Raw genomic sequence first — 20,384 nt, forward strand, 5'->3', positions numbered from 1 at the left:
CCGGCCCTCACTACGTCATCGATGGGTACCGCGCGGTGGCGGAGCTACCGCCCGCGCGCGGCGACCGTCACTTCTTGCGGCGACGCGCGCCCTTCTGCTGCTTGCGGCGCTCCGCGCGCGTAAGGCCGTCCGCCTCGGAGCGCACGACGTCGTCGTCGTCGCTGGCGAAGTCGCCCTCGACGATGCCGCCCTCGCCGTCCACGGTCGGCGCGGAGAAGTGCAGCCGGTCGGGACGCTGGGGAGCGTCGAGCCCCTTGGCACGGATCTCGGGACGCGCACCCGCCGTGACGACGTCCGCCTTGTCGAGGGAAGGCGCGGAGTCCTCGACCGGGACCTCCTCGACCTGCTGCTCGACCTGGACCTCCAGGTTGAACAGGTAGCCGACGGACTCCTCCTTGATGCCGTCCATCATGGCGGAGAACATGTCGAAGCCCTCGCGCTGGTACTCGACCAGCGGGTCCTTCTGCGCCATCGCGCGCAGGCCGATGCCCTCCTGGAGGTAGTCCATCTCGTAGAGGTGCTCGCGCCACTTACGGTCCAGGACCGACAGCACGACCCGGCGCTCCAGCTCACGCATGATCTCGGAGCCGAGCTGCCCCTCACGGGACTCGTACTGCTCGTGGATGTCGTCCTTGATGGACTCGGAGATGAACTCGGCGGTCAGACCGGCACGGTCACCGGCCGCCTCTTCCAGCTCGTCGACCGTGACCTTCACCGGGTAGAGCTGCTTGAAGGCGCCCCACAGCCGGTCCACGTCCCATTCCTCGGCGAAGCCCTCGGCGGTCTCGGCCGAGATGTACGCGTCGATCGTGTCGTCCATGAAGTGCACGACCTGGTCCTGCAGGTCCTCGCCCTCCAGGACGCGGCGGCGCTCGCCGTAGATGACCTCGCGCTGCCGGTTGAGGACCTCGTCGTACTTCAGAACGTTCTTACGGGTCTCGAAGTTCTGCTGCTCGACCTGCGACTGGGCGGACGCGATCGCGCGCGTGACCATCTTGTTCTCGATCGGCACGTCGTCGGGGACGTTCGCCATCGACATCACGCGTTCGACCATCTGGGCCTTGAAGAGCCTCATCAGGTCGTCGCCCAGCGACAGGTAGAAGCGGGACTCGCCCGGGTCGCCCTGACGGCCGGAGCGACCGCGCAGCTGGTTGTCGATACGACGCGACTCATGGCGCTCGGTGCCGAGGACGTAGAGCCCACCGAGCTCCTTGACCTCCTCGAACTCCGCCTTCACGGCCTTCTCGGCGCGCTCCAGGGCGGCGGGCAGCGCGGCGGCCCACTCCTCGATGTGCTCCTCGGGGTCGAGGCCGCGCTGGCGCAGCTCGGCCTCGGCGAGGTCGTCGGGGTTGCCGCCGAGCTTGATGTCCGTACCACGGCCGGCCATGTTCGTGGCCACGGTGACAGCGCCCTTGCGGCCGGCCTGGGCGACGATCGTCGCCTCCCGGTCGTGCTGCTTGGCGTTCAGCACTTCGTGCTGAATACCGCGCTTGCTCAGCTGCTGCGAGAGGTACTCGGACTTCTCGACCGACGTCGTACCGACGAGGATCGGCTGGCCCTTCTCGTGCTTCTCGGCGATGTCGTCGACGACCGCCTCGAACTTCGCGACCTCGGTGCGGTAGATCAGGTCGGACTGGTCCTTGCGGACCATCGGCCGGTTGGTCGGGATCGGGACGACGCCGAGCTTGTAGATCTGGTGGAACTCGGCGGCCTCGGTCATCGCCGTACCGGTCATGCCGGAGAGGCCGGGCAGTTCCTTGCCGTCCTGGTCGTGGCGCTTGTAGAGGCGGAAGAAGTTCTGCAGGGTGATCGTGGCGAGCGTCTGGTTCTCGTCCTTGATGTCCACCCCTTCCTTCGCCTCGATCGCCTGGTGCATGCCCTCGTTGTAACGGCGGCCGGCGAGGATACGGCCGGTGTGCTCGTCGACGATCATGACTTCGCCGTCGATGACGACGTAGTCCTTGTCCTTCTTGAAGAGCTCCTTGGCCTTGATGGCGTTGTTCAGGTAGCCCACAAGCGGGGTGTTGACCGACTCGTAGAGGTTGTCGATGCCCAGCCAGTCCTCGACCTTGGAGACGCCGGGCTCGTGGATGGCGACGGTGCGCTTCTTCTCGTCGACCTCGTAGTCCCCGGTCTCCTCGATGCCCTTGAGGGAGTTGCCCGCCTCGCCCTGCTTCAGGCGGGTGACCAGCTTGGCGAAGTCGCCGTACCACTTGGTGGCCTGGTCGGCCGGGCCGGAGATGATCAGCGGCGTACGGGCCTCGTCGACGAGGATGGAGTCGACCTCGTCGACGATCGCGAAGTTGTGGCCGCGCTGCACCAGTTCGTCCTGCGACCACGCCATGTTGTCGCGCAGGTAGTCGAAGCCGAACTCGTTGTTCGTGCCGTACGTGATGTCGCACGCGTACTGCTCACGGCGCTGGGCCGGCGTCATGTTGGCGAGGATGCAGCCGACTTCGAGTCCGAGGAACTTGTGGACGCGCCCCATCATTTCGGAGTCGCGCTCGGCCAGGTAGTCGTTGACCGTGATGAGGTGGACGCCTTCTCCGGAGAGGGCGTTCAGATAAGCGGGCAGGGTGCCGACGAGCGTCTTGCCCTCACCGGTCTTCATCTCCGCGACGTAGCCGAGGTGGAGCGCGGCGCCACCCATCATCTGCACGTCGTAGTGGCGCTGGCCCAGGACACGCTTGGCCGCCTCACGGACGGTCGCGAACGCCTCGGGCAGCAGGTCGTCGAGGCTTTCGCCGTCGGCGTACCGCTGCTTGTACTCATCGGTGAGGGCCCGCAGCTCGGCGTCGGAGAGGTCGACGAAGTCCTCTTCGATGGAGGCGACCTGGTCCGCAATGCGGTGCAGCTTGCGCAGGATCTTGCCTTCGCCTGCACGCATGATCTTCGAGAGGACGGACACGGGGGTTTGTCTCCTTGCCGGTCGGGCCTGGGACGGTCGGTTTCAATGACAGTTCAATAGCAGCTTGAGCAACGGCCATCGTAAGCGAGGACCACACCGCGCCGGGAGGTCTGCCTGTGACAGCCACTAAGACAACGGACAGGGGTTGCTGAAGGTGCCGCGTTCCCGCTTCGAAAAGTAACGGTCATCTCACTCACAGCAAAGGAATGGCGCCCTTCCGGTTGCCCGAGCAGAATCGGCCGATGGACCCCGTCACCCTGACCACCGACCGTCTCGCCCTGCGCACCGTGGGCCCGCACGACGCGGACACCGTGTACGACGCCGTCCAGGATCCCGACATCCAGCGCTGGACGACGATCCCGTCGCCCTACCTCCGCGAGCACGCCCTGAGCTTTACGGACCAGATGGTGCCCGACGGCTGGGCGGACGGCTCCATGTTCACCTTCGGGGTCTTCCTCCCCTCCGGGGAACTGGTCGGCATGCTCGCCCTCACCATGCGCTCCCTCGGCGTCGGCGAGGTCGGCTTCTGGTCGGCAAAGCAACACCGCGGCAACGGCTACACCACCGAAGCCACCGTCGCCGTCTCCCGCTGGGCCTTCACAGACCTGTCCGTCGACCGAGTCGAATGGCGCGCCGAGGTCGGCAACACCGCCTCCCGCGCCGTCGCCGAACGCGCCGGCTTCACCCTGGAAGGCACCCTCCGCTCCGCCCTCAACAACAAAGGCGTCCGCCGAGACTGCTGGGTGGGCTCTCTGCTCCCGTCGGACTTGGGCCTGCCGTCGACGGCCCCGTATTTGCCGGCACCACCCAGCCCGTCCGCCGTTTGAGGACAAGCCCGCACCACCCCAATCCCCACCCAGCCCGTCCGGCGCTTGAGGACAAGGCCGTTCAGGCCGGATGCGGGGGTCTGGGGGCGCAGCCCCCAGAAGGGGCGCGGGGCTGTGTCGATATGCGGCTCCGCCGCGTGGGCGCGCCCAGCCCCCACCACCCGCACCCAAAGAACCCACCCCCGGGGTCGAAGGGGCGGAGCCCCTGGGGGATGGGACGGGTAGGGGCGGCGGGGGCGAAACCCCGTGGGGCAACACAGCCACCGGCTCCCAAGAACCCACCGCCCACCCCTGCCATGCCCCCCAAACCCCAGCCCCACCCCGTTGTCAGTGGCACCGCCTACCGTGTGGGCATGACGAGTCTCCCGCGTCCCACCACCGAGCTCTCCACCGACGAAGCCCGCCGCATCGCCCTCCGGGCCCAGGGCTTCCTGGGCGCCCCGGACCGCAAGTCCGGCGTCCGCGGAGTCCTACGGCACCTGGGCGCGGTCCAACTCGACACCATCTCCGTCCTCGCCCGCTCCCACGAACTCATCCCGTACGCCCGCCTCGGCGCAGTAGGCCGCACAACGGTCGACCAGGCCTACTGGACCGACACACACGCCTTCGAGTACTGGTCCCACGCGGCCTGCATCCTCCCCGTCGAGGAGTGGCCCCACTTCGCCTTCCGCCGCCGCGCCTACAGATCCCGCCCGCACTGGAACCACGCCCTGCCGGACGGCACCTACGACCAGGTCATCAAACAGCTCCGCACCGAAGGCCCCCTCACAGCCACGGAATTGGGCGGCGCGAAGAAGACCAGCGAGTGGTGGGACTGGTCGGGCACCAAGGTCGCCGTCGAGCGCGCCCTGATGTACGGCGAGGTGGTGTGCACGGAACGCCGCGGCTGGAAGCGGGTGTACGACCTGGCCGAGCGCGCCATCCCCGAGGCGCTGCTCCACGACGAGCTGGACGACACGGAGTGCCTGCGCCGCCTCGTCCGCCTCGCGGGCCAGTCCCTCGGCGTCGGCACCCGCGCGGACATCGCCGACTACCACCGCCTCAAGGGCGAGCAGGTCGACGCGGTCATCGCGGACTCGGGCCTGGTCCCCGTGACGGTGGAGGGCTGGGGCAAACCGGCCTGGGCCGACCCGGCAGCCCTGGAGACGGCCCCGCGCGGCCGCCACCGTACGACGCTGCTGTCACCCTTCGACTCACTCATCTGGGAACGGGCCCGCACGGAGCGCATCTTCGGCTTCACCCACCGCCTGGAGGCGTACACACCCAAGCCGAAGCGGATCTACGGCTACTTCGCGATGCCGGTCCTGGCCGGCGGCCATCTCGTCGGCCGCGTGGACCCCGCCCGCGAGGGCCGCACCCTGGTCGCCAAGCAGGTCACCCTGGACGGCCCCAAGGCGGTCCCGGCGGTGGCCCAGGCCCTGCTGGAGGCCGCAAGCTGGGTGGACTGCACAAACGTACGCCTGGAACGAGTGGACGCCCCGGAGCTGCGCGACCCCCTGACAAGGGAGCTGTCGCGCGCCCTCGCGTAACCACGGCCGAGGCCGACCTACCGACGGCCCGAGGGACCGAGGGACCGAGCAAAGCAGTCGAGCACCTCAGCCGAGTACGACAGCCGACTCGGCCAAGCGGCTAGCGGATCTCCAGGATCTTCTCCCGCATCGCGTACACCACGGCCTCCATCCTGGAATGCAGCTGCAGCTTCTCCAGGATGTTGCGCACGTGGTTCTTCACCGTGTTCTCGGAGATGAACAACTCCTTGGCGATGTCCCGGTTGTTCATCCCGGTCGCGACGAGCTTGAGAACCTCCAGCTCACGATCGGTGAGTCGCGGCGCGGGCACCAGCCGCCGCTCATCGGTCCGCTGGATCATCGACTTGAACTCGGTGAGGAGTTTCGACGCCATCGAGGGGCTGATCTGCGACTGCCCGTCGGCCACCGCGCGAATGGCCGTGGCCACCTCGTCCGTGGAGATCTCCTTGAGGAGATAACCCGTGGCACCAGCCTTGATCGCGTCGTAGAGGTCGGCCTCCTCGTCGCTGATCGTCAGCATGATGATCTTCGCGCTGGGGGCGACCTCCTTGATGGAGGTGCACGCCTCGATGCCGCCACGCTTCGGCATGCGTACGTCCATCAGCACGATGTCGGGCAGCAGATCGGCCGCCTTGTCGACCGCCTCCGCCCCGTCACCCGCCTCACCGACGACCTGGATGTCCTCCTCGGCCGCGAGCACGATCTCCAGACCGCGGCGGAAGAGGGCGTGGTCGTCCACGACAAGGACCCTGATGGGCTCCTTGCGTGGGGAGCCCGCGTCCGGGCCCATGCCGACGACGCCGTCGTCGGCATCGTCGTCACGCATCGGTCCGAAGCTGTCCGCCATCGTTCCTCCCCCTGAAGGCCGTGGCCTGTGTTCCTGTGCCATCGCCAACCCAAGGCAACGGCCCACCGGTTGGAGCCGGTGCGGCCATGATTTCATGCCCGGACGACAGTGCGGTGACAGAGCGGGTTGCGAAGTGGTCGCACACCGGTGCCCCTGGGGGCGCACACGCGCTCCAGGGGCACCGACTCAGCTGTCACCGGGGAGGGTCAGCCGCCGAGCGCACCGCCCGGCGCATCCGCTCCGGCCTGGGCGACCATCGGGTCCGTGTTGAGGTGGATGACGCCGTAGTCGTACGCATGCCGTCGGTAGACGACACTCGGTTCCTTCGTCTCCGAGTCGACGAACAGATAGAAGTCGTGCCCGACCAGCTCCATCTCGTAGAGCGCCTGGTCGAGCGTCATCGGGGCAGCCACGTGGGTCTTCTCACGGACGACGAGGGGGCCTTCGCCCATGACCTCGAGGGAGCCGATCCTCTTGGTCGGCACGCTGTCGGGTTCCTCGTCGTGGACGACGCTGCCGTTGCCGTTCAGCGTCGCGGCACCCGGGACGTGGTCGGCGACCTCGGCGGCCGAGATCCTGCCGTTGCCACGGCGGGTATAGCGCTTGTCGTGCTGCTTGCGCAGCCGGGCTTCGAGCTTGTCCGCGGCCAGGTCGAGTGCTGCATACGGATCGCTCGCCGCTGCCTCCGCCCGGATCACCGGACCGCGGGAGCGGAGCGTGATCTCCACTCGGTCACAACGGTCGGCCTGTCGGGGGTTGGGCTCCTTGGACACCTCGACGTCGAGGCTGATCACCTTGCCATCGAGCTTCTGGATCTTCTCCAGCTTCAGCTTCTCGGCCACGTGCTTGCGGAACCTCTCGGGCACCTCGGTCTTGCGGCCCTTGACGACGATGTCCACGCAGAACTCCGTTCCCGGATAGCCCCGCTCCACTGGCGGAGCATCTCCCTTTTGCACCAGGCTCCGGTGAGTCCCGGAACCTCGGACTCGGTGACTTTCACCTCCTCCTCCCCCATGGGCAAGATCTCCACCCCACCGACACGGGTGATTGCTGAAAACCCGCAGCACAGCATTGAGATGTTCGAAGGTACGGCCTGCGCCATTGCCTCACAACCGAACATATCTCGCCCGGACGGATGTCGTCACCCTCTACTGCGACGTACCTCCGTTCAGGTGAATTGACCCTCTCATTACCTGCAACGATGCAAGTTCTCAGTCAGTTCCGGTTTATTTCGAAGGAGTCTGGCGGTGCTGCGATCACAGCCGCGCAGACCGTGGCGCAGCCGGTGTCTCCGACTTCACCCGTACCCGCCATTCGTGGGACCACTTCTGTCGGATCCGCCCCCTCGCCCCTTGCCTCCACGGCCCGTACGGCCCGCGCCGCCTCCGTCAACGAGGCGCCCGTCGTCATCAGGTCGTCCACGAGCACGACCAGGCCGCCGCCCGCCAGCAGCCGGGCACCCCCGGCAGCCACCTCCAGGGCGCCCGCGAGATTGTCCAGCCGCTGCCGGGAGTTGAGCCCCGACTGGTCGGCCACTGCACGCCGCTGTCGCAGCACGCTCAGCACCCGGGCCGGCGTCCCCGTACGCCGCAGCTCACCCGCCGCCGCGAGCGCGATCCGCCGCGCCGGGTCGTGCCCCCGCGCCCGCACCGCCCACCGCGACGACGGCACGGGAACGAGCAGCACGGGCCCTCGCTCGACTCCACCGGCAGCCCCCAGCGGCAGCCGGCCGTTCCCCGACGACAGCTGCTCACCGCCACCGAACCGGTCGTCTTCGCGCCATGGCCGCTGTCCGCCGGCCCCGGCCCGGTCGCCCTCGCCCCACAGTTGCCCCTTCCCGAGCCTCAGCCGCCCCTCCGGAGCCGTGAGCCGTCCGTCCGCACCAGGACGTCGTACGTACCCCAGCCCCGCCCGCACAGCCCCCGCCAGGGCCACTCCGAGCGGCGCCGCGAGCGCCAGCGCGCCCCGTTCCTTGTGGGCGAGCAGCACGGCCCGCACCTCGTCCTCGTACGGAGCCGCCGCGTGCACCACCGGCAGCCCGGACGGCTCCGGCACCGGTCGCACCCGGCACGGTGCGGCCCCGGTCAGGGCGGCACGGCACTCAGGGCAGAGCACCGTGCGAGGCCTCCCGCAGCCTCCGCACTCGGCCGGCAGCACCAGATCGGTGAGGTCCTGCCACCACCCCCGCATGCCCACCACTGTGCCAACGCACGGGCCGCCCGGCCACCCCTGTGGATAACTCTGGACAACTCCCTGTGGACAACTAGTTACCGCTGTCCTCACGGCAGTCCCGCACCGGGCACGCCGACACAAGAGGCGGGCCGTCCCTGCCCCGGAAAGGCAAGTGGGCCCACCCCACGAGAGAGGCGGGCCCACCAGGGAAAACCAGGGAAACCGAGAAAACCAGGGGAAACGAGCAGGTCCTACCCGGGATAGACCGGCGCCGTCCCGTCCTTGTCCACCTTCTGCCACTGCTCCCCGGACGACAGCCGTACGATCCCGTCCTCGAGCGAGTGCGCCACCAGCGGCAGCCGCTCGTCCTCGGACGCGGCGATCTCCTTGACGCCCGTCAGCGCGGAAGGTGCGGTGCCCACCGGAGTGGAGCCGTCGACCTGGACGTACCGCATCTGCTGGACGCCCCCCTTCTCGCTTCCGACGACCACGAGCCGGTTGTCCCCGGCCCACGACATGGCCGTGACCTCCTCCAGCTGGGGTGCCACGGAACGTGGTTCGATGATCGAGACGGCGGGCCGCTCACCGGCCTGGGAGTCGCGCACGATGCGCCCGATCTGCAGCGAGCTCTCGCCGTCCTTCTCGACGATCAGCGCGATCCGCACCCCGTCGGCGGCCACCCGCACGGCCTCGACACGCCCGTCGAGGTTCGGAGTCTGGACCACCAGCGGTTCGCCCGCGCCCTTCTGCAGCAGAAGCAGCCGGGGGTTCTTCAGGTCACGGTCGGCCACCCACAGGTCGCCCTGCGCGTCCCAGCTGGGCGTCGTCAGCCGGTCGTCCGCCGTCTTGCCCTGGCTGTGCAGCACCGCTTCGCCGAGCGAGCCGCCCGACACCAGCGACCCGACGTACAGCGAACTCCCGTCGGCCGACACGCCGGCCGCGCTGCTCTCGTCCCGCGACACCGCGGCCGACCGCAGCTTCTTGTCGCCCTCGCCCAGCGCACCGGGCACCGACTCGGGCTTCTTGTCGCTGTTGGCGCTGGGCATCCGCACGAGCCGCTGCCGGTCGTCGATGAAGTACTGGTACTCGGGACGCTGCCCCGTACCGTGCGAGGCGATGCTCTTGGCCTGGACATCGGTGACCACGCACAGCTGCGAGCCGTCCGACTTCTGCAGCTCCACCTCGACCACACCTGTGGGCGTCAGATCCTGGAAGGTGAAGAGGAGTTGGGCCGCCATCTTGGTGCACTGGGACCGGCCGACATGGTCCGCCTTCCGGTTCAGCGGCACCGTGACCCGGTTCCGGTCGTCGGGCGACAACGACTCGACGCCCTTCTTCAGCTCCGTCCCCGAGGGGAAACTTGACGTGACCACCGGGTCCAGCCAGCGTGTGGGCCCCTTCAGGAGCGCCCGGACGATCTGCGTCATCGGGTCCACCTGCTCGCGCACATAGACCGGATCGGCGACGGTCCCCAGCGGTGCGCCCGTCCCGGAGGTCACGTTCGACGCGTAGTAGTACTTGTTGACGGACACGTAGTTGCGCTGGAAGTCGGACTTGCCCATCACCACGCCCTGCGGCAGCCCGTCGATGCGCCACTGCTTGCTGTTCTTCAGCCGCGTGAGATGCACCGTCCTGTTGTACGAGCCGTCGTCCGGCGCGTACGCGTGCTGCGCGTCGACCGTGGCGACCTTGCCGCCGCTCAGCCGGTACAAGAAACCCTCGTCGGTGTCTTCCCCGGTCCCCGCGTGTGCCGGCTCGGGGTCCGGCGCGTCCGCGAGAACTGTCGTGGACGCGTCCGGATCCCACGTCTTGCGGGCGCTCGCCGTCAGGTACTTGCGCGCCGTCTCGTACTGCGGGTCGTCGCTGGTTAGCGCCTCCAGGAAGCCCTGCACGATCTCCGCGGACGAGGCGTTCTCACGCGGCGGCATGGCGAAGACGCGGACCTGTGAGTCCTGCCTCGGCGTGGACTCGACGTCGCGCAGATCCCCGCTGTCCGGCATCGAGGCGCACCCGGCCAGCAGCAGGGCACCGCAACCTACGTACGCCGCCAAGCGCACCGGACGTCTGCGGCCGCTCCCCTCGCGGTCAGCGCCCACGAAATGCCTCCCCTTGTCCAAGCTCCTCCGGCTGCCCGGCGTCCGTCCCGTGCCCTTCCACGGTCCGCTCCCCGCCCGCGGCGGACGCGTCGTCCGCCCGTCGTGCGGCCCCGGTGGGTCGTGGCACCACGCGCGCGCCGTTGCCGGGCAGAGCCGTCGGATCGGCCGTGGGCGACACCCCGGCCAGTCGCGGCCCAATGGGCACACGCGGCGGCATCGGAGGCGGCACAGCCCCTCCCGCGGGCTGCTGCACCGGCACAGTGGCGAGCTTGCCACCGCCGCCGTCCGGCAAACCGGCGTCATTAAGTCCACGATTACGCCGTGAGTCCTTGGGCTCCAGGGGTATCGGCGACCCCCGCAGCGGCTCGTCCGCCGTCCGCGGCAGCGTCAGCCGGAACTGCGAACCGCCGCCCGGCTCTCCCCACGCCTGCAGCCAGCCGCCGTGCAGCCGCGCGTCCTCCAGGGCGATGGACAGCCCAAGACCCGTGCCGCCGGTGGTACGCGCGCGTGCCGGGTCGGCCCGCCAGAAGCGGCTGAACACCCGCGTCGCCTCGCCGGGCTTGAGGCCCACGCCGTAGTCGCGCACGGCGACCGCGACCGCCCCGCCCGCCGAGGCGAGCTTGACCACCACGTCCTTGCCCTCGCCGTGCTCCACGGCGTTGACGACGAGATTGCGCAGCACCCGCTCCACCCGCCGGGCATCCGCCTCGGCGACCACCGGCTGCTGGTCACCGACGACGCGTATGTGCGTGCCCTTGCGCTCGGCGAGCGGCTCGGCCCCGCTGACCACCCGTCGTACGACTTCTCGGAGGTCTATCGCGTCGGCTTCCAGCGCAGCCGCGCCCGCGTCGAAGCGGCTGATCTCCAGCAGGTCCGCGAGCAGCGACTCGAACCGGTCCAGCTGATCGGCCAGCAACTCCGCGGACCGCGCGGTCACCGGGTCGAAGTCCACTCGCGCGTCATGGATGACATCGGCAGCCATCCGCACGGTCGTCAGCGGTGTACGCAGCTCGTGCGACACATCGGACACGAACCGCCGCTGCATCCGCGACAGGTCCTCCAACTGCTGGATCTTCAGCTGGAGGTTCTGCGCCATCTTGTTGAAGGCTTCGCCGAGCCGCGCGATGTCGTCCTCGCCGGTGACCTTCATACGTTCCTGGAGGCGTCCGGCGGACAGCCTCTCGGCGATCCCCGCCGCCATCCGCACGGGCGTGACGACCTGGCGCACCACGAGCCAGGCAATGGCCCCCAGCAGCACCACGACGAACAGTCCGGCGGTCGCGAGCGTCCCCTTGACCAGGCTCAGCGACTTCTCCTCCTGCGTCAGCGGGAAGAGGTAGTAGAGCTGGTACGGGTCTCCGTTGGGGTCGTTGACCTGCTTGCCGATGACCAGCGCCGGCTGCGCTTCCCTGCCGTCCCGGTAGACGACACGGGTGTAGCTCTGAGCCGCCAGCGTGCTGCCGTCGATACGGGTGCGCAGGTTCTGCGGCACGCTGACCGTCGGATCGACCTGGCCCGAGTAGCGCGGTGCGAGCCCGGCGCCGCCGTTGCCGGCCGCGGTCGAGCTGAGGGTCACCACGTCGAAAGCGCCCTGGCCACCGCTGGAGAGGGACTCCACGAGGTCGCCCATCCACTGGCTGACATTCTTGGACTGACGGCCGTCCGCGGTCGAGCCGTCGGCGCCGTTCGCCGTCGCGGCGGCGTCCGCCTTCTGCTTGGCCACCGAGAAGCCACCCGTGGCCTGGCTCTGCGACGCCTTCACCTTGGCGTCCAGCAGTCCGTTGCGCACCTGCCCGATCACGACGAAGCCGAGCAGCAGCACCACACCCAGCGACATCAGCAGCGTCGTGACGACGATCTTGAGCTGGATGTTGCGCCGCCACAGCCGCATCACGGGCAGCAGCGGACGGCGCACCCAGCGCATGAACAGCCGAAGGACCGGGCTGCCCTGGACTCCGCCCTGGAGCAGCCCGCCCTCCATGAACCGTCCCCAGTGGGAGCCCGTCATTTTCCGGCCGACAGGCCGCCCCGAACGGACCCCCGGCTCACCGGGCGCCGAAGCGGCACTGTCCCGGGACATGTCAGCTCGGTCCGGCCTTGTAACCGACACCACGGACGGTCACCACGATCTCCGGCCGCTCCGGGTCTTTCTCGACCTTGGAGCGCAGCCGCTGGACATGGACGTTGACCAGGCGGGTGTCCGCCGCGTGGCGGTAGCCCCACACCTGCTCCAGCAGGACCTCACGCGTGAACACCTGCCACGGCTTGCGGGCCAGCGCGACCAGCAGGTCGAACTCCAGCGGCGTCAGCGCTATCGACTGCCCCTCCCGCTTCACAGAGTGACCGGCCACGTCGATGACGAGGTCTCCGATGGCCAGCTGTTCGGGCGCCGGCTCCTCCGATCGGCGCAGCCGCGCCCTGATCCGTGCCACCAGCTCCTTTGGCTTGAACGGCTTCACGATGTAGTCGTCGGCACCCGACTCGAGGCCGACCACGACATCGACGGTGTCGCTCTTCGCCGTGAGCATCACGATCGGAACCCCGGACTCCGCCCTGATCAGGCGGCACACCTCGATACCGTCCCGGCCGGGAAGCATCAGGTCCAGGAGCACCAGATCGGGCTTGGTCTCACGGAAAGCCGCCAGCGCCTTGTCGCCGTCGGCTACGAAAGACGGCTCAAAACCTTCACCACGCAACACAATGCCGAGCATCTCGGCCAGTGCGGTGTCGTCATCGACGACAAGGACTCGTCCCTTCATAAACGACATCATCCCATTAACTAAATCGTTACCTGGCGTGACCTGTCACACAGCTCGGCAAGCGCCTCAGCCGTCACGGGCGACACGGCGCCCTCTTCGGTGACGATTGCCGTCACCAACTCCGGCGGCGTCACGTCGAACGCCGGGTTGTACGCCTGGGTCCCCAGGGGTGCCACCGGTATCCCGCCTCCCGCTTCCGCTCCTGCCGCCTGAGGTGCTGTGACCTCGGTCACTTCATGACCTGAGCGCTGTTCGACCTCGATGGACGCTCCGTCCGGGGTGTCCAGATCGATCGTCGTCACCGGCGCCACCACGATGAACGGCACATGGTGATACCGGGCCAGCACCGCGAGCGGATAGCTCCCCACCTTGTTCGCCACCGAACCGTCGGCCGCGATCCGATCGGCCCCGATCAGCACCGCGTCCACCTCTCCGGCCGCGAAGAGCGAGCCCGCCGCGTTGTCCGTGAGCAAGGTGTACGCCATTCCGTTGCGCGCCGCTTCGTAGGCCGTCAGGCGAGCACCTTGCAGCAACGGCCGCGTTTCGTCCACCCAGAGCCGCCGCAACTGCCCCGCCCGATGCGCCGCGAGCGCCACCGCGAACGCCGTTCCTTCCCCGCCCGACACCAGCGCGCCGGTGTTGCAGTGCGTCAGAACCCGGTGTCCGCCGCCCGGCAGCAGCTCGTCGAGCAGCGCAAGCCCGAGCTCCGCCATCCGCGCGCTGGCCTCGGCGTCCTCCCGGTGCAGCGCCCGCGCCGCGGCGAGCGCCGCCGCGGTGGCCTGCTGCTGATCGCCGCCACCGGAGAGCGCGGCACCGTAAGCCGCCCGCGCCCTGCGTACGCCGACAGCCAGGTTCACCGCGGTCGGCCGGGCACCGGCCAGCGCACGCGCGGCCTCGTCCACGTCGAAGCCCCGCGCGGCGGCGAGCGCGACGCCGTACGCCCCGGCGATGCCGAGCACCGGCGCCCCGCGCACGGCGAGCGTGCGGATCGCCTCCACCAGCGCCGGCGCATCCGTGCACACCAACTCGACCTCCTCGGTGGGCAGCCGTGTCTGATCGAGAAGGACCAGCACGGGGCCTTCGGGTGGCTCGTCCCAGCGGATCGTCGGTATCTCCGTGCGCCCGCTGTCCTCACGGGATTGCGCGTACTGATCAGCCATCCGCCCAGTCTGCCCCGTACCCGGCGGACAATTGAAGGTGCGCAGCCCATACGGCGGCCGGTCCCTTGCCGGGCGCACCGTGGCACGATGGCTGCCAACCTGCCGCCGCGACGGCGGACGGGCACCGTGAAGGAGCGACGATGAAAGACACTCCGGGCTGGGCCTCGCCCGGATCTGCCCCCTCCGACGGGCAGGAGCCGGACTCCTCCGGCGCCGCGCAGCCCACGGAGCAGCCCTCGGACCAGGGCGGCACGGACCAGCCGGAGCCGCCGTCGAAATGGTCCAAGGAGCAGCCCCCGCCCGGTCAGTGGTCCGCTCCCAGCCCGCAGGGCCCCGGCCAGGCCCCGCCACCACCTCCGCCCGGCCCGGGCTGGGGCGGCCGGCCCCCCGGCGGCCACGGCGGCCACGGAGCCCAGGGCGGCGGGTACACAGGCTGGGGAGGCCCGGGTCGCGGATACGGCGGCCCCATCGGTCCCGGCGGCTGGGGAGGCAACTGGGGTGGCCCGCCGCCCGCTGCCAAGCCCGGCGTCATCCCGCTCCGCCCGCTCGGCGTCGGCGAGATCCTCGACGGCGCGGTCTCCACGATGCGCACCTACTGGCGCACTGTCCTCGGCATCTCGCTGACTGTCGCGGTCGTCACGGAGATCGCGGTCATCCTGCTCCAGGGCTTCGTCCTGGACGACAGCGCCAGCACGGACGCCCTCAACGACCCGAGCGCCACCGTCGGTGAGCTGAGCCGCGCCCTGGGCGACACCCTGCTGAACTCCGGTGTAGTCCTGCTCATCACCCTGCTCGGCACCATCGTCGCGACGGCCCTGCTCACATCCGTGACCAGCCGCGCGGTGCTCGGCAAGTCGGTGACCACGGCGGAGGCCTGGCGTGATGCCCGTCCTCAGCTGCCGAAGCTGTTCGGGCTGACCTTCCTGCTGCCGCTCATCGCCGTCGCGGTCGTCGCCGTCGGCACTCTGCCCGGCGTACTCGCCGCGGTGGCCGGCGCCGGCGACGCGGGCATCACGCTCGCCGTCATCGGTGGACTCGGCGCGGGCGTCGTCGCGCTCTGGCTGATGATCCGCTTCTCGCTCGCTTCTCCCGCCCTGATGCTGGAGAAGCAGGGCGTCCTGAAGGCGATGAGCCGCTCCGCGAAGCTCGTGCGCGGCTCCTGGTGGCGGGTCTTCGGCATTCAGCTGCTCGCCACGATCATCGCCAACATCGTGGCGTCGATCGTCGTCATCCCCTTCGCCTTCCTCGCCGCGGCCCTGAGCGGCGATGGCGTCACCGGCCTCCTCAGCAGCGGCAGCGGCAGCCTCGGCTGGACGTTCCTCATCGTCAGCGGCGTCGGCTCGGTGATCGGATCCATGCTCACCTTCCCGATCACCGCCGGCGTCACCGTGCTCCTCTACATCGACCAGCGCATCCGCCGCGAGGCCCTCGACCTCGACCTGGCCCGCGCCGCCGGAGTCCAGGACTACGGCTCCGACACCCCCGGCACCACTCCGGGGAGCTGATGCGGTGAGCCCGGCGGGGGGAGTTCTCACAGCAGTACTGGCACTGCCGCACACCGGCGCCACAGCTGTCCTCGCGCTGCCGCGCGGCGACGAGCCACCGGTGACCACGCCGCGCGACCCCGCGCGGGAGGCGGCCAAGCGCGAGCTGTCCAAGCGGATGTACCACGAGAACGACCCCAGCCTGCTCCAGCGCGCCCTGAACGCCTTCTGGGACTGGGTCGGCAAGCTGTTCAGCGCCGCCTCCGCAGCAACACCCGGCGGAACGCTCGGACTTCTCGTCATCCTGCTGGCCGTAGTCGCCGTCGTCGCCGCCCTGTGGTGGCGCCTGGGCACCCCGCGCCGCACACCCACGTCGTCCGCCGCGCTCTTCGACGACCGCCCCAAAAGCGCGGCCGAACACCGCGCGGCCGCCGAGGCGCACGCCGCCCAGGGCCACTGGAACCAGGCCGTCCAGGAACGCATGCGCGCCGTCGTCCGCTCCTTGGAAGAGCGCGCTCTCCTCGACCCGCGCCCCGGCCGCACGGCGGACGAGGCAGCCGCCGAAGCAAGCCGCACCCTGCCCGCCCACACGGACCGACTGCGCGCCGCGGCCCGGGACTTCGACGACGTCACATACGGCGGACGAGCGGCGGACTCGCACACGTACCATCGCCTCACCGAGCTCGACCGCGACCTGGAACGCACCAAACCCGTACTCGCGAACAGCGCCCACAGCACGGCCCACAACGCCCGCCAGGGAGCCGCCTCATGACGACCGAGGCGACTGAGGCAACCGGGAAACCCGAGGCCCCACCCCTCACATCCACCTCGGCCTCGCCCACCGCCCGCCAGCTGTGGACCCGCGCCCGAGGAGTCGTACTCGCGCTCGTGATCCTGCTGGTGGCCGCCATCGCGATCGCCGCAATCCGCTCGGGCGCCCAGCACGGTCGCCTCGACCCGCGCTCCGCCGATCCCTACGGAAGCCGCGCCGTCGCCGAACTCCTCGCCGACCGAGGGGTCTCCACGCGCGTGGTCACCACCCTGGACGAGGCCCGCGCCGCGGCCGGCTCCGACACCACCATCCTGATCGCCGCCCCCGACCTGCTGACCAAACGTCAGCAGACGCTCCTCCACACGGCGACAGAGAACTCCGACGGCCGGACGATCCTGATCTCCCCCGGATCCCCCTCCCTCGGCACCCTCGCCCCCGGAGTCACCGCCGACCCCGCGGTCAGCTTCGACTCGACGCTCTCCCCCGGCTGCTCCCTGCCCGCCGCCGCGCGAGCGGGCAGCGCCGACACCGGCGGCGTCCGCTACACCGCCACCAACATCGACGCCGACGCCTGCTACCTCAGCGACGGCCTGCCCACGCTCCTGCGTATCCCGGCGACCTCGGGAAGCGGCGACACCGTCGTGCTCGGCGCCCCCGACATCCTCTACAACGACCGCCTCGACGAGCAGGGCAACGCCTCGCTCGCCCTTCAACTGCTCGGTTCCCGCTCCCACTTGGTCTGGTACCTCCCCTCGCTCTCCGACACCTCGGCCACCGACGCGGGCGACCAGAGCTTCTTCGACCTGCTCCCCTCGGGCTGGCTCTGGGGCACGCTGCAGCTCTTCATCGCGGCAGCCCTGGCCGCCCTCTGGCGGGCACGCCGACTCGGCCCCCTCGTGCCCGAACGCCTCCCCGTCGCGATCCGCGCCTCCGAAACCGTCGAAGGCCGCGCCCGCCTCTACCGCAAGGCCAACGCCCGCGACCGCGCCGCGGCAGCCCTGCGCTCCACCACCCGCACCCGCCTCGCCCCCCTCGTCGGTGTACCCCCCGCCCAGGCGCACGCGCCCGAAGCCCTTCTCCCCGCCCTGTCCGCCCACCTCCAAGGCGACGGCCAGGCCCTCCACAACCTCCTCTTCGGGCCGCCGCCCCGCGACGACGCGGCCCTCGTCTCCCTCGCCGACCAACTCGACGCCCTCGAAAGAGAGGTACGCCGTTCATGATGGATCCGACCACTGACAACGCCGGGTACGCCGGGGATCCGGGCACCGCCCGCTCCTCCCTGGAGGCCCTGCGCGCCGAGATCGCCAAAGCCGTGGTCGGCCAGGACCCCGCCGTGACCGGCCTAGTCGTCGCCCTCCTCTGCCGCGGACACGTTCTACTTGAAGGAGTCCCCGGAGTCGCCAAAACGTTGCTCGTCCGCGCCCTCGCATCCGCACTCGAACTCGACACCAAGCGCGTGCAGTTCACCCCGGACCTGATGCCCAGCGACGTCACCGGCTCCCTCGTCTACGACGCCCGCACCGCCGAGTTCTCCTTCCAGCCCGGCCCGGTCTTCACGAACCTCCTGCTGGCCGACGAGATCAACCGCACCCCGCCCAAGACCCAGTCGTCCCTCCTCGAAGCGATGGAAGAACGCCAGGTCACGGTCGACGGCACACCCCGCCTGCTCCCGGAGCCCTTCCTGGTCGCCGCCACCCAGAACCCGGTCGAGTACGAGGGAACGTATCCTCTCCCAGAGGCCCAACTGGACCGCTTCCTCCTCAAACTGACGATCCCTCTGCCCTCCCGCCAGGACGAGATCAGCGTCCTCACCCGCCATGCCGAGGGCTTCAACCCACGCGACCTTCGCGCCGCCGGCGTACGCCCCGTAGCGGGCCCCGCCGACCTGGAAGCCGCCCGTGCGGCCGTCGCCAAGACAGCGGTCTCCCCCGAAATCACCGGCTACGTAGTGGACATCTGCCGCGCTACCCGCGAATCGCCGTCCCTCACCCTCGGCGTCTCCCCCCGTGGCGCCACCGCGCTCCTCGCCACGGCTCGCGCGTGGGCCTGGCTGACGGGCCGCGACTACGTCATCCCCGACGACGTAAAGGCCCTGGCCCTCCCGACACTCCGCCACCGCATCCAACTCCGCCCCGAGGCCGAGATGGAGGGCGTGACCGCCGACTCCGTCATCAACGCGATCCTCGCTCACGTCCCTGTCCCCCGCTGATGGCACTCACCGGACGCGCCGCCCTGCTCGCGGCCCTCGGCGCCCTCCCCGTCGGCATCTGGGAGCCGAGCTGGACGGGCATCCTCGCCGTGAACGCCCCCCTGGCACTGGCCTGCGCTTGCGACGCCGCTCTGGCAGCACCCGTACGCCGCCTCGGTCTGACCCGCTCCGGCGACACCTCCGCACGCCTCGGCGAAACCGCCGACATCACCCTGACCGTCACCAACCCGTCCAGCCGCCCCCTGCGCGCCCACCTCCGCGACGCCTGGCCCCCGAGCAGTTGGGAACCCGGCACGGAAGTCGCCGCCTCCCGCCACCGCCTCACGGTCCCCGCCGGCGAGCGCCGACGCCTGACGACCCGCCTGCGCCCCACCCGCCGCGGCGACCGCCAGGCAGACCGTGTCACCATCCGCTCGTACGGCCCCCTCGGCCTCTTCTCCCGCCAAGGCAGCCACAGAGTTCCCTGGACGGTACGCGTCCTGCCGCCCTTCACCAGCCGGAAGCACCTCCCCTCCAAACTGGCCCGCCTGCGTGAACTCGACGGCCGCACCAGCGTGCTGACCCGCGGCGAGGGCACGGAATTCGACAGTCTTCGCGAGTACGTCCCCGGCGACGACACCCGCTCCATCGACTGGCGGGCAACCGCCCGTCAGACCACGGTCGCCGTGCGCACCTGGCGCCCCGAACGCGACCGCCACATCCTCCTCGTCCTCGACACCGGCCGCACCTCGGCGGGCCGCGTCGGCGACGCCCCCCGCCTCGACGCCTCCATGGACGCGGCTCTGCTCCTGGCAGCCCTGGCCTCCCGGGCCGGCGACCGCGTGGACCTCCTCGCCTACGACCGCCGAGTACGCGCCCTCGTCCAGGGACGTGCGGCAGGCGACGTCCTCCCATCCCTGGTCAACGCGATGGCGACCCTGGAACCGGAACTCGTCGAAACGGACGCCCGCGGCCTCACCGCCACAGCACTTCGCACGGCCCCACGCCGCTCCTTGATCGTCCTGCTGACCAGCCTCGACGCGGCCCCCATCGAGGAGGGCCTGCTTCCCGTACTCCCCCTCCTCACTCAGCGCCATACGGTTCTGGTGGCATCGGTGGCCGATCCGCACATCGCCCACATGGCGGCGGCTCGGGGAAACACCGAGGCGGTGTACGAGGCAGCAGCCGCGGCCCAGGCCCAGACGGAACGCCACCGCACGGCCGAACAACTTCAGCGCCATGGCGTCACGGTCGTCGACGCGACCCCGGACGAACTGGCGCCGGTTCTCGCGGACGCGTATCTGGCACTCAAGGCGGCGGGGCGCCTGTAGGCGCGCATAAAAAAGGGGGCCTCTTGTCCAAGAGGCCCCCTGAATTAAATGATCCAGAACGCAGAAAACCCCCGTACCGTTTTCCCGGTACGGGGGTTTTCTCTAAAATTTGTTCGGCGGCGTCCTACTCTCCCACAGGGTCCCCCCTGCAGTACCATCGGCGCTGTGAGGCTTAGCTTCCGGGTTCGGAATGTAACCGGGCGTTTCCCTCACGCTATGACCACCGAAACACTATGAAACTGTCAACCGGAGCCGTGGCATAGCTACGACGGTTGTTCGTGGTTTCAGAACCAACACAGTGGACGCGAGCA

15 protein-coding genes and 1 rRNA gene are annotated in these 20,384 nt (G+C 69.8%); 7 read left to right on the forward strand and 9 right to left on the reverse strand.

The genetic code is table 11. The features are described from left to right. Positions 1-67: 67 nt before the first annotated feature. Positions 68-2,908 (reverse strand): preprotein translocase subunit SecA, encoded by a 2,841-nt coding sequence (secA, locus tag AB5J50_RS20450; protein ID WP_369259892.1) that lies wholly within the window; start codon positions 2,906-2,908, stop codon positions 68-70. Positions 2,909-3,150: 242 nt separating this feature from the next. Between secA and AB5J50_RS20455 the strand changes: the two genes are divergently transcribed. Both AB5J50_RS20455 and AB5J50_RS20460 read left to right on the forward strand, forming a co-directional pair. Further along, a complete protein-coding gene (locus tag AB5J50_RS20455; protein WP_369259893.1) occupies positions 3,151-3,735 on the forward strand; it encodes a GNAT family N-acetyltransferase in 585 nt (194 codons plus the stop codon). Between the two features lie 353 nt (positions 3,736-4,088). Further along, the gene (locus AB5J50_RS20460; protein ID WP_369259894.1) at positions 4,089-5,264 is read left to right on the forward strand and encodes a winged helix-turn-helix domain-containing protein; all 1,176 of its coding nucleotides are present in this window, start codon (positions 4,089-4,091) and stop codon (positions 5,262-5,264) included. A gap of 100 nt (positions 5,265-5,364) precedes the next feature. Here AB5J50_RS20460 and AB5J50_RS20465 read toward each other — a convergent pair whose 3' ends face one another. The 7 genes from AB5J50_RS20465 to mtnA form a co-directional block, all read right to left on the reverse strand. Next, complete coding sequence (locus AB5J50_RS20465) at positions 5,365-6,111, reverse strand: response regulator transcription factor (protein WP_327429184.1); 747 nt, start codon at positions 6,109-6,111, stop codon at positions 5,365-5,367. 206 nt (positions 6,112-6,317) lie between these two features. Continuing rightward, the gene (gene raiA / locus AB5J50_RS20470; RefSeq protein WP_327429185.1) at positions 6,318-7,043 is read right to left on the reverse strand and encodes a ribosome-associated translation inhibitor RaiA; all 726 of its coding nucleotides are present in this window, start codon (positions 7,041-7,043) and stop codon (positions 6,318-6,320) included. Positions 7,044-7,326: 283 nt separating this feature from the next. After that, positions 7,327-8,301 carry a ComF family protein gene (locus AB5J50_RS20475; RefSeq protein WP_369259895.1) on the reverse strand — a complete coding sequence of 325 codons (975 nt, stop codon included), beginning with the start codon at positions 8,299-8,301 and terminating at the stop codon, positions 7,327-7,329. A 233-nt stretch (positions 8,302-8,534) separates the two neighbouring features. Next, on the reverse strand, positions 8,535-10,379 hold the full coding sequence (locus tag AB5J50_RS20480) for an LpqB family beta-propeller domain-containing protein (protein ID WP_369259896.1): 1,845 nt from the start codon (positions 10,377-10,379) through the stop codon (positions 8,535-8,537). Then, positions 10,369-12,459, reverse strand: coding sequence for an MtrAB system histidine kinase MtrB (gene mtrB, locus AB5J50_RS20485; RefSeq protein ID WP_369259897.1), 2,091 nt, complete (start codon positions 12,457-12,459; stop codon positions 10,369-10,371). Before mtrB ends, AB5J50_RS20480 begins: the two co-directional genes overlap by 11 nt. 1 nt (position 12,460) lies before the next feature. Then, complete coding sequence (mtrA, locus tag AB5J50_RS20490) at positions 12,461-13,150, reverse strand: two-component system response regulator MtrA (protein ID WP_150136091.1); 690 nt, start codon at positions 13,148-13,150, stop codon at positions 12,461-12,463. 8 nt (positions 13,151-13,158) lie between these two features. Continuing rightward, the gene (mtnA, locus tag AB5J50_RS20495) at positions 13,159-14,298 is read right to left on the reverse strand and encodes an S-methyl-5-thioribose-1-phosphate isomerase (RefSeq protein ID WP_369259898.1); all 1,140 of its coding nucleotides are present in this window, start codon (positions 14,296-14,298) and stop codon (positions 13,159-13,161) included. Positions 14,299-14,438: 140 nt separating this feature from the next. Here mtnA and AB5J50_RS20500 point away from each other — a divergent pair, with 140 nt between their 5' ends. The 5 genes from AB5J50_RS20500 to AB5J50_RS20520 are packed head-to-tail and all read left to right on the forward strand — an operon-like array spanning position 14,439 to position 20,073. Further along, a complete protein-coding gene (locus AB5J50_RS20500; RefSeq protein ID WP_369259899.1) occupies positions 14,439-15,803 on the forward strand; it encodes a glycerophosphoryl diester phosphodiesterase membrane domain-containing protein in 1,365 nt (454 codons plus the stop codon). Between the two features lie 4 nt (positions 15,804-15,807). Beyond that, positions 15,808-16,554: a DUF4129 domain-containing protein gene (locus AB5J50_RS20505; protein ID WP_369259900.1), complete on the forward strand. Its 747-nt coding sequence runs from the start codon at positions 15,808-15,810 to the stop codon at positions 16,552-16,554. Further along, complete coding sequence (locus AB5J50_RS20510) at positions 16,551-17,774, forward strand: DUF4350 domain-containing protein (RefSeq protein ID WP_369259901.1); 1,224 nt, start codon at positions 16,551-16,553, stop codon at positions 17,772-17,774. Before AB5J50_RS20505 ends, AB5J50_RS20510 begins: the two co-directional genes overlap by 4 nt. Beyond that, positions 17,774-18,763 carry a MoxR family ATPase gene (locus tag AB5J50_RS20515; protein ID WP_327429193.1) on the forward strand — a complete coding sequence of 330 codons (990 nt, stop codon included), beginning with the start codon at positions 17,774-17,776 and terminating at the stop codon, positions 18,761-18,763. The genes AB5J50_RS20510 and AB5J50_RS20515 overlap by 1 nt, the downstream gene beginning before the upstream one ends. Next, entirely contained in the window at positions 18,763-20,073 is a 1,311-nt protein-coding gene (locus AB5J50_RS20520; protein WP_369259902.1) for a DUF58 domain-containing protein, read from the forward strand. The genes AB5J50_RS20515 and AB5J50_RS20520 overlap by 1 nt, the downstream gene beginning before the upstream one ends. A gap of 111 nt (positions 20,074-20,184) precedes the next feature. On the opposite strand, the gene rrf is transcribed toward AB5J50_RS20520, so the two are convergent. Further along, positions 20,185-20,301, reverse strand: a 5S ribosomal RNA gene (gene rrf, locus AB5J50_RS20525). Between the last annotated feature and the right edge of the window lie 83 nt (positions 20,302-20,384).

The organism is Streptomyces sp. R35, assembly GCF_041053035.1.
GTDB classification, from domain to species: Bacteria; Actinomycetota; Actinomycetes; order Streptomycetales; family Streptomycetaceae; genus Streptomyces; species Streptomyces lutosisoli.

Excerpts from the sequence above, each read along its gene's own strand:
- AB5J50_RS20475 (WP_369259895.1), bottom strand. The coding sequence starts at position 8,301 with ATGCGGGGGTGGTGGCAGGACCTCACCGATCTGGTGCTGCCGGCCGAG.
- AB5J50_RS20460 (WP_369259894.1), top strand. The coding sequence starts at position 4,089 with ATGACGAGTCTCCCGCGTCCCACCACCGAGCTCTCCACCGACGAAGCC.
- mtnA (WP_369259898.1), bottom strand. The coding sequence starts at position 14,298 with ATGGCTGATCAGTACGCGCAATCCCGTGAGGACAGCGGGCGCACGGAG.
- AB5J50_RS20515 (WP_327429193.1), top strand. The coding sequence starts at position 17,774 with ATGGATCCGACCACTGACAACGCCGGGTACGCCGGGGATCCGGGCACC.
- AB5J50_RS20455 (WP_369259893.1), top strand. The coding sequence starts at position 3,151 with ATGGACCCCGTCACCCTGACCACCGACCGTCTCGCCCTGCGCACCGTG.
- mtrA (WP_150136091.1), bottom strand. The coding sequence starts at position 13,150 with ATGATGTCGTTTATGAAGGGACGAGTCCTTGTCGTCGATGACGACACC.
- AB5J50_RS20500 (WP_369259899.1), top strand. The coding sequence starts at position 14,439 with ATGAAAGACACTCCGGGCTGGGCCTCGCCCGGATCTGCCCCCTCCGAC.
- AB5J50_RS20510 (WP_369259901.1), top strand. The coding sequence starts at position 16,551 with ATGACGACCGAGGCGACTGAGGCAACCGGGAAACCCGAGGCCCCACCC.
- AB5J50_RS20520 (WP_369259902.1), top strand. The coding sequence starts at position 18,763 with ATGGCACTCACCGGACGCGCCGCCCTGCTCGCGGCCCTCGGCGCCCTC.
- mtrB (WP_369259897.1), bottom strand. The coding sequence starts at position 12,459 with ATGTCCCGGGACAGTGCCGCTTCGGCGCCCGGTGAGCCGGGGGTCCGT.
- AB5J50_RS20465 (WP_327429184.1), bottom strand. The coding sequence starts at position 6,111 with ATGGCGGACAGCTTCGGACCGATGCGTGACGACGATGCCGACGACGGC.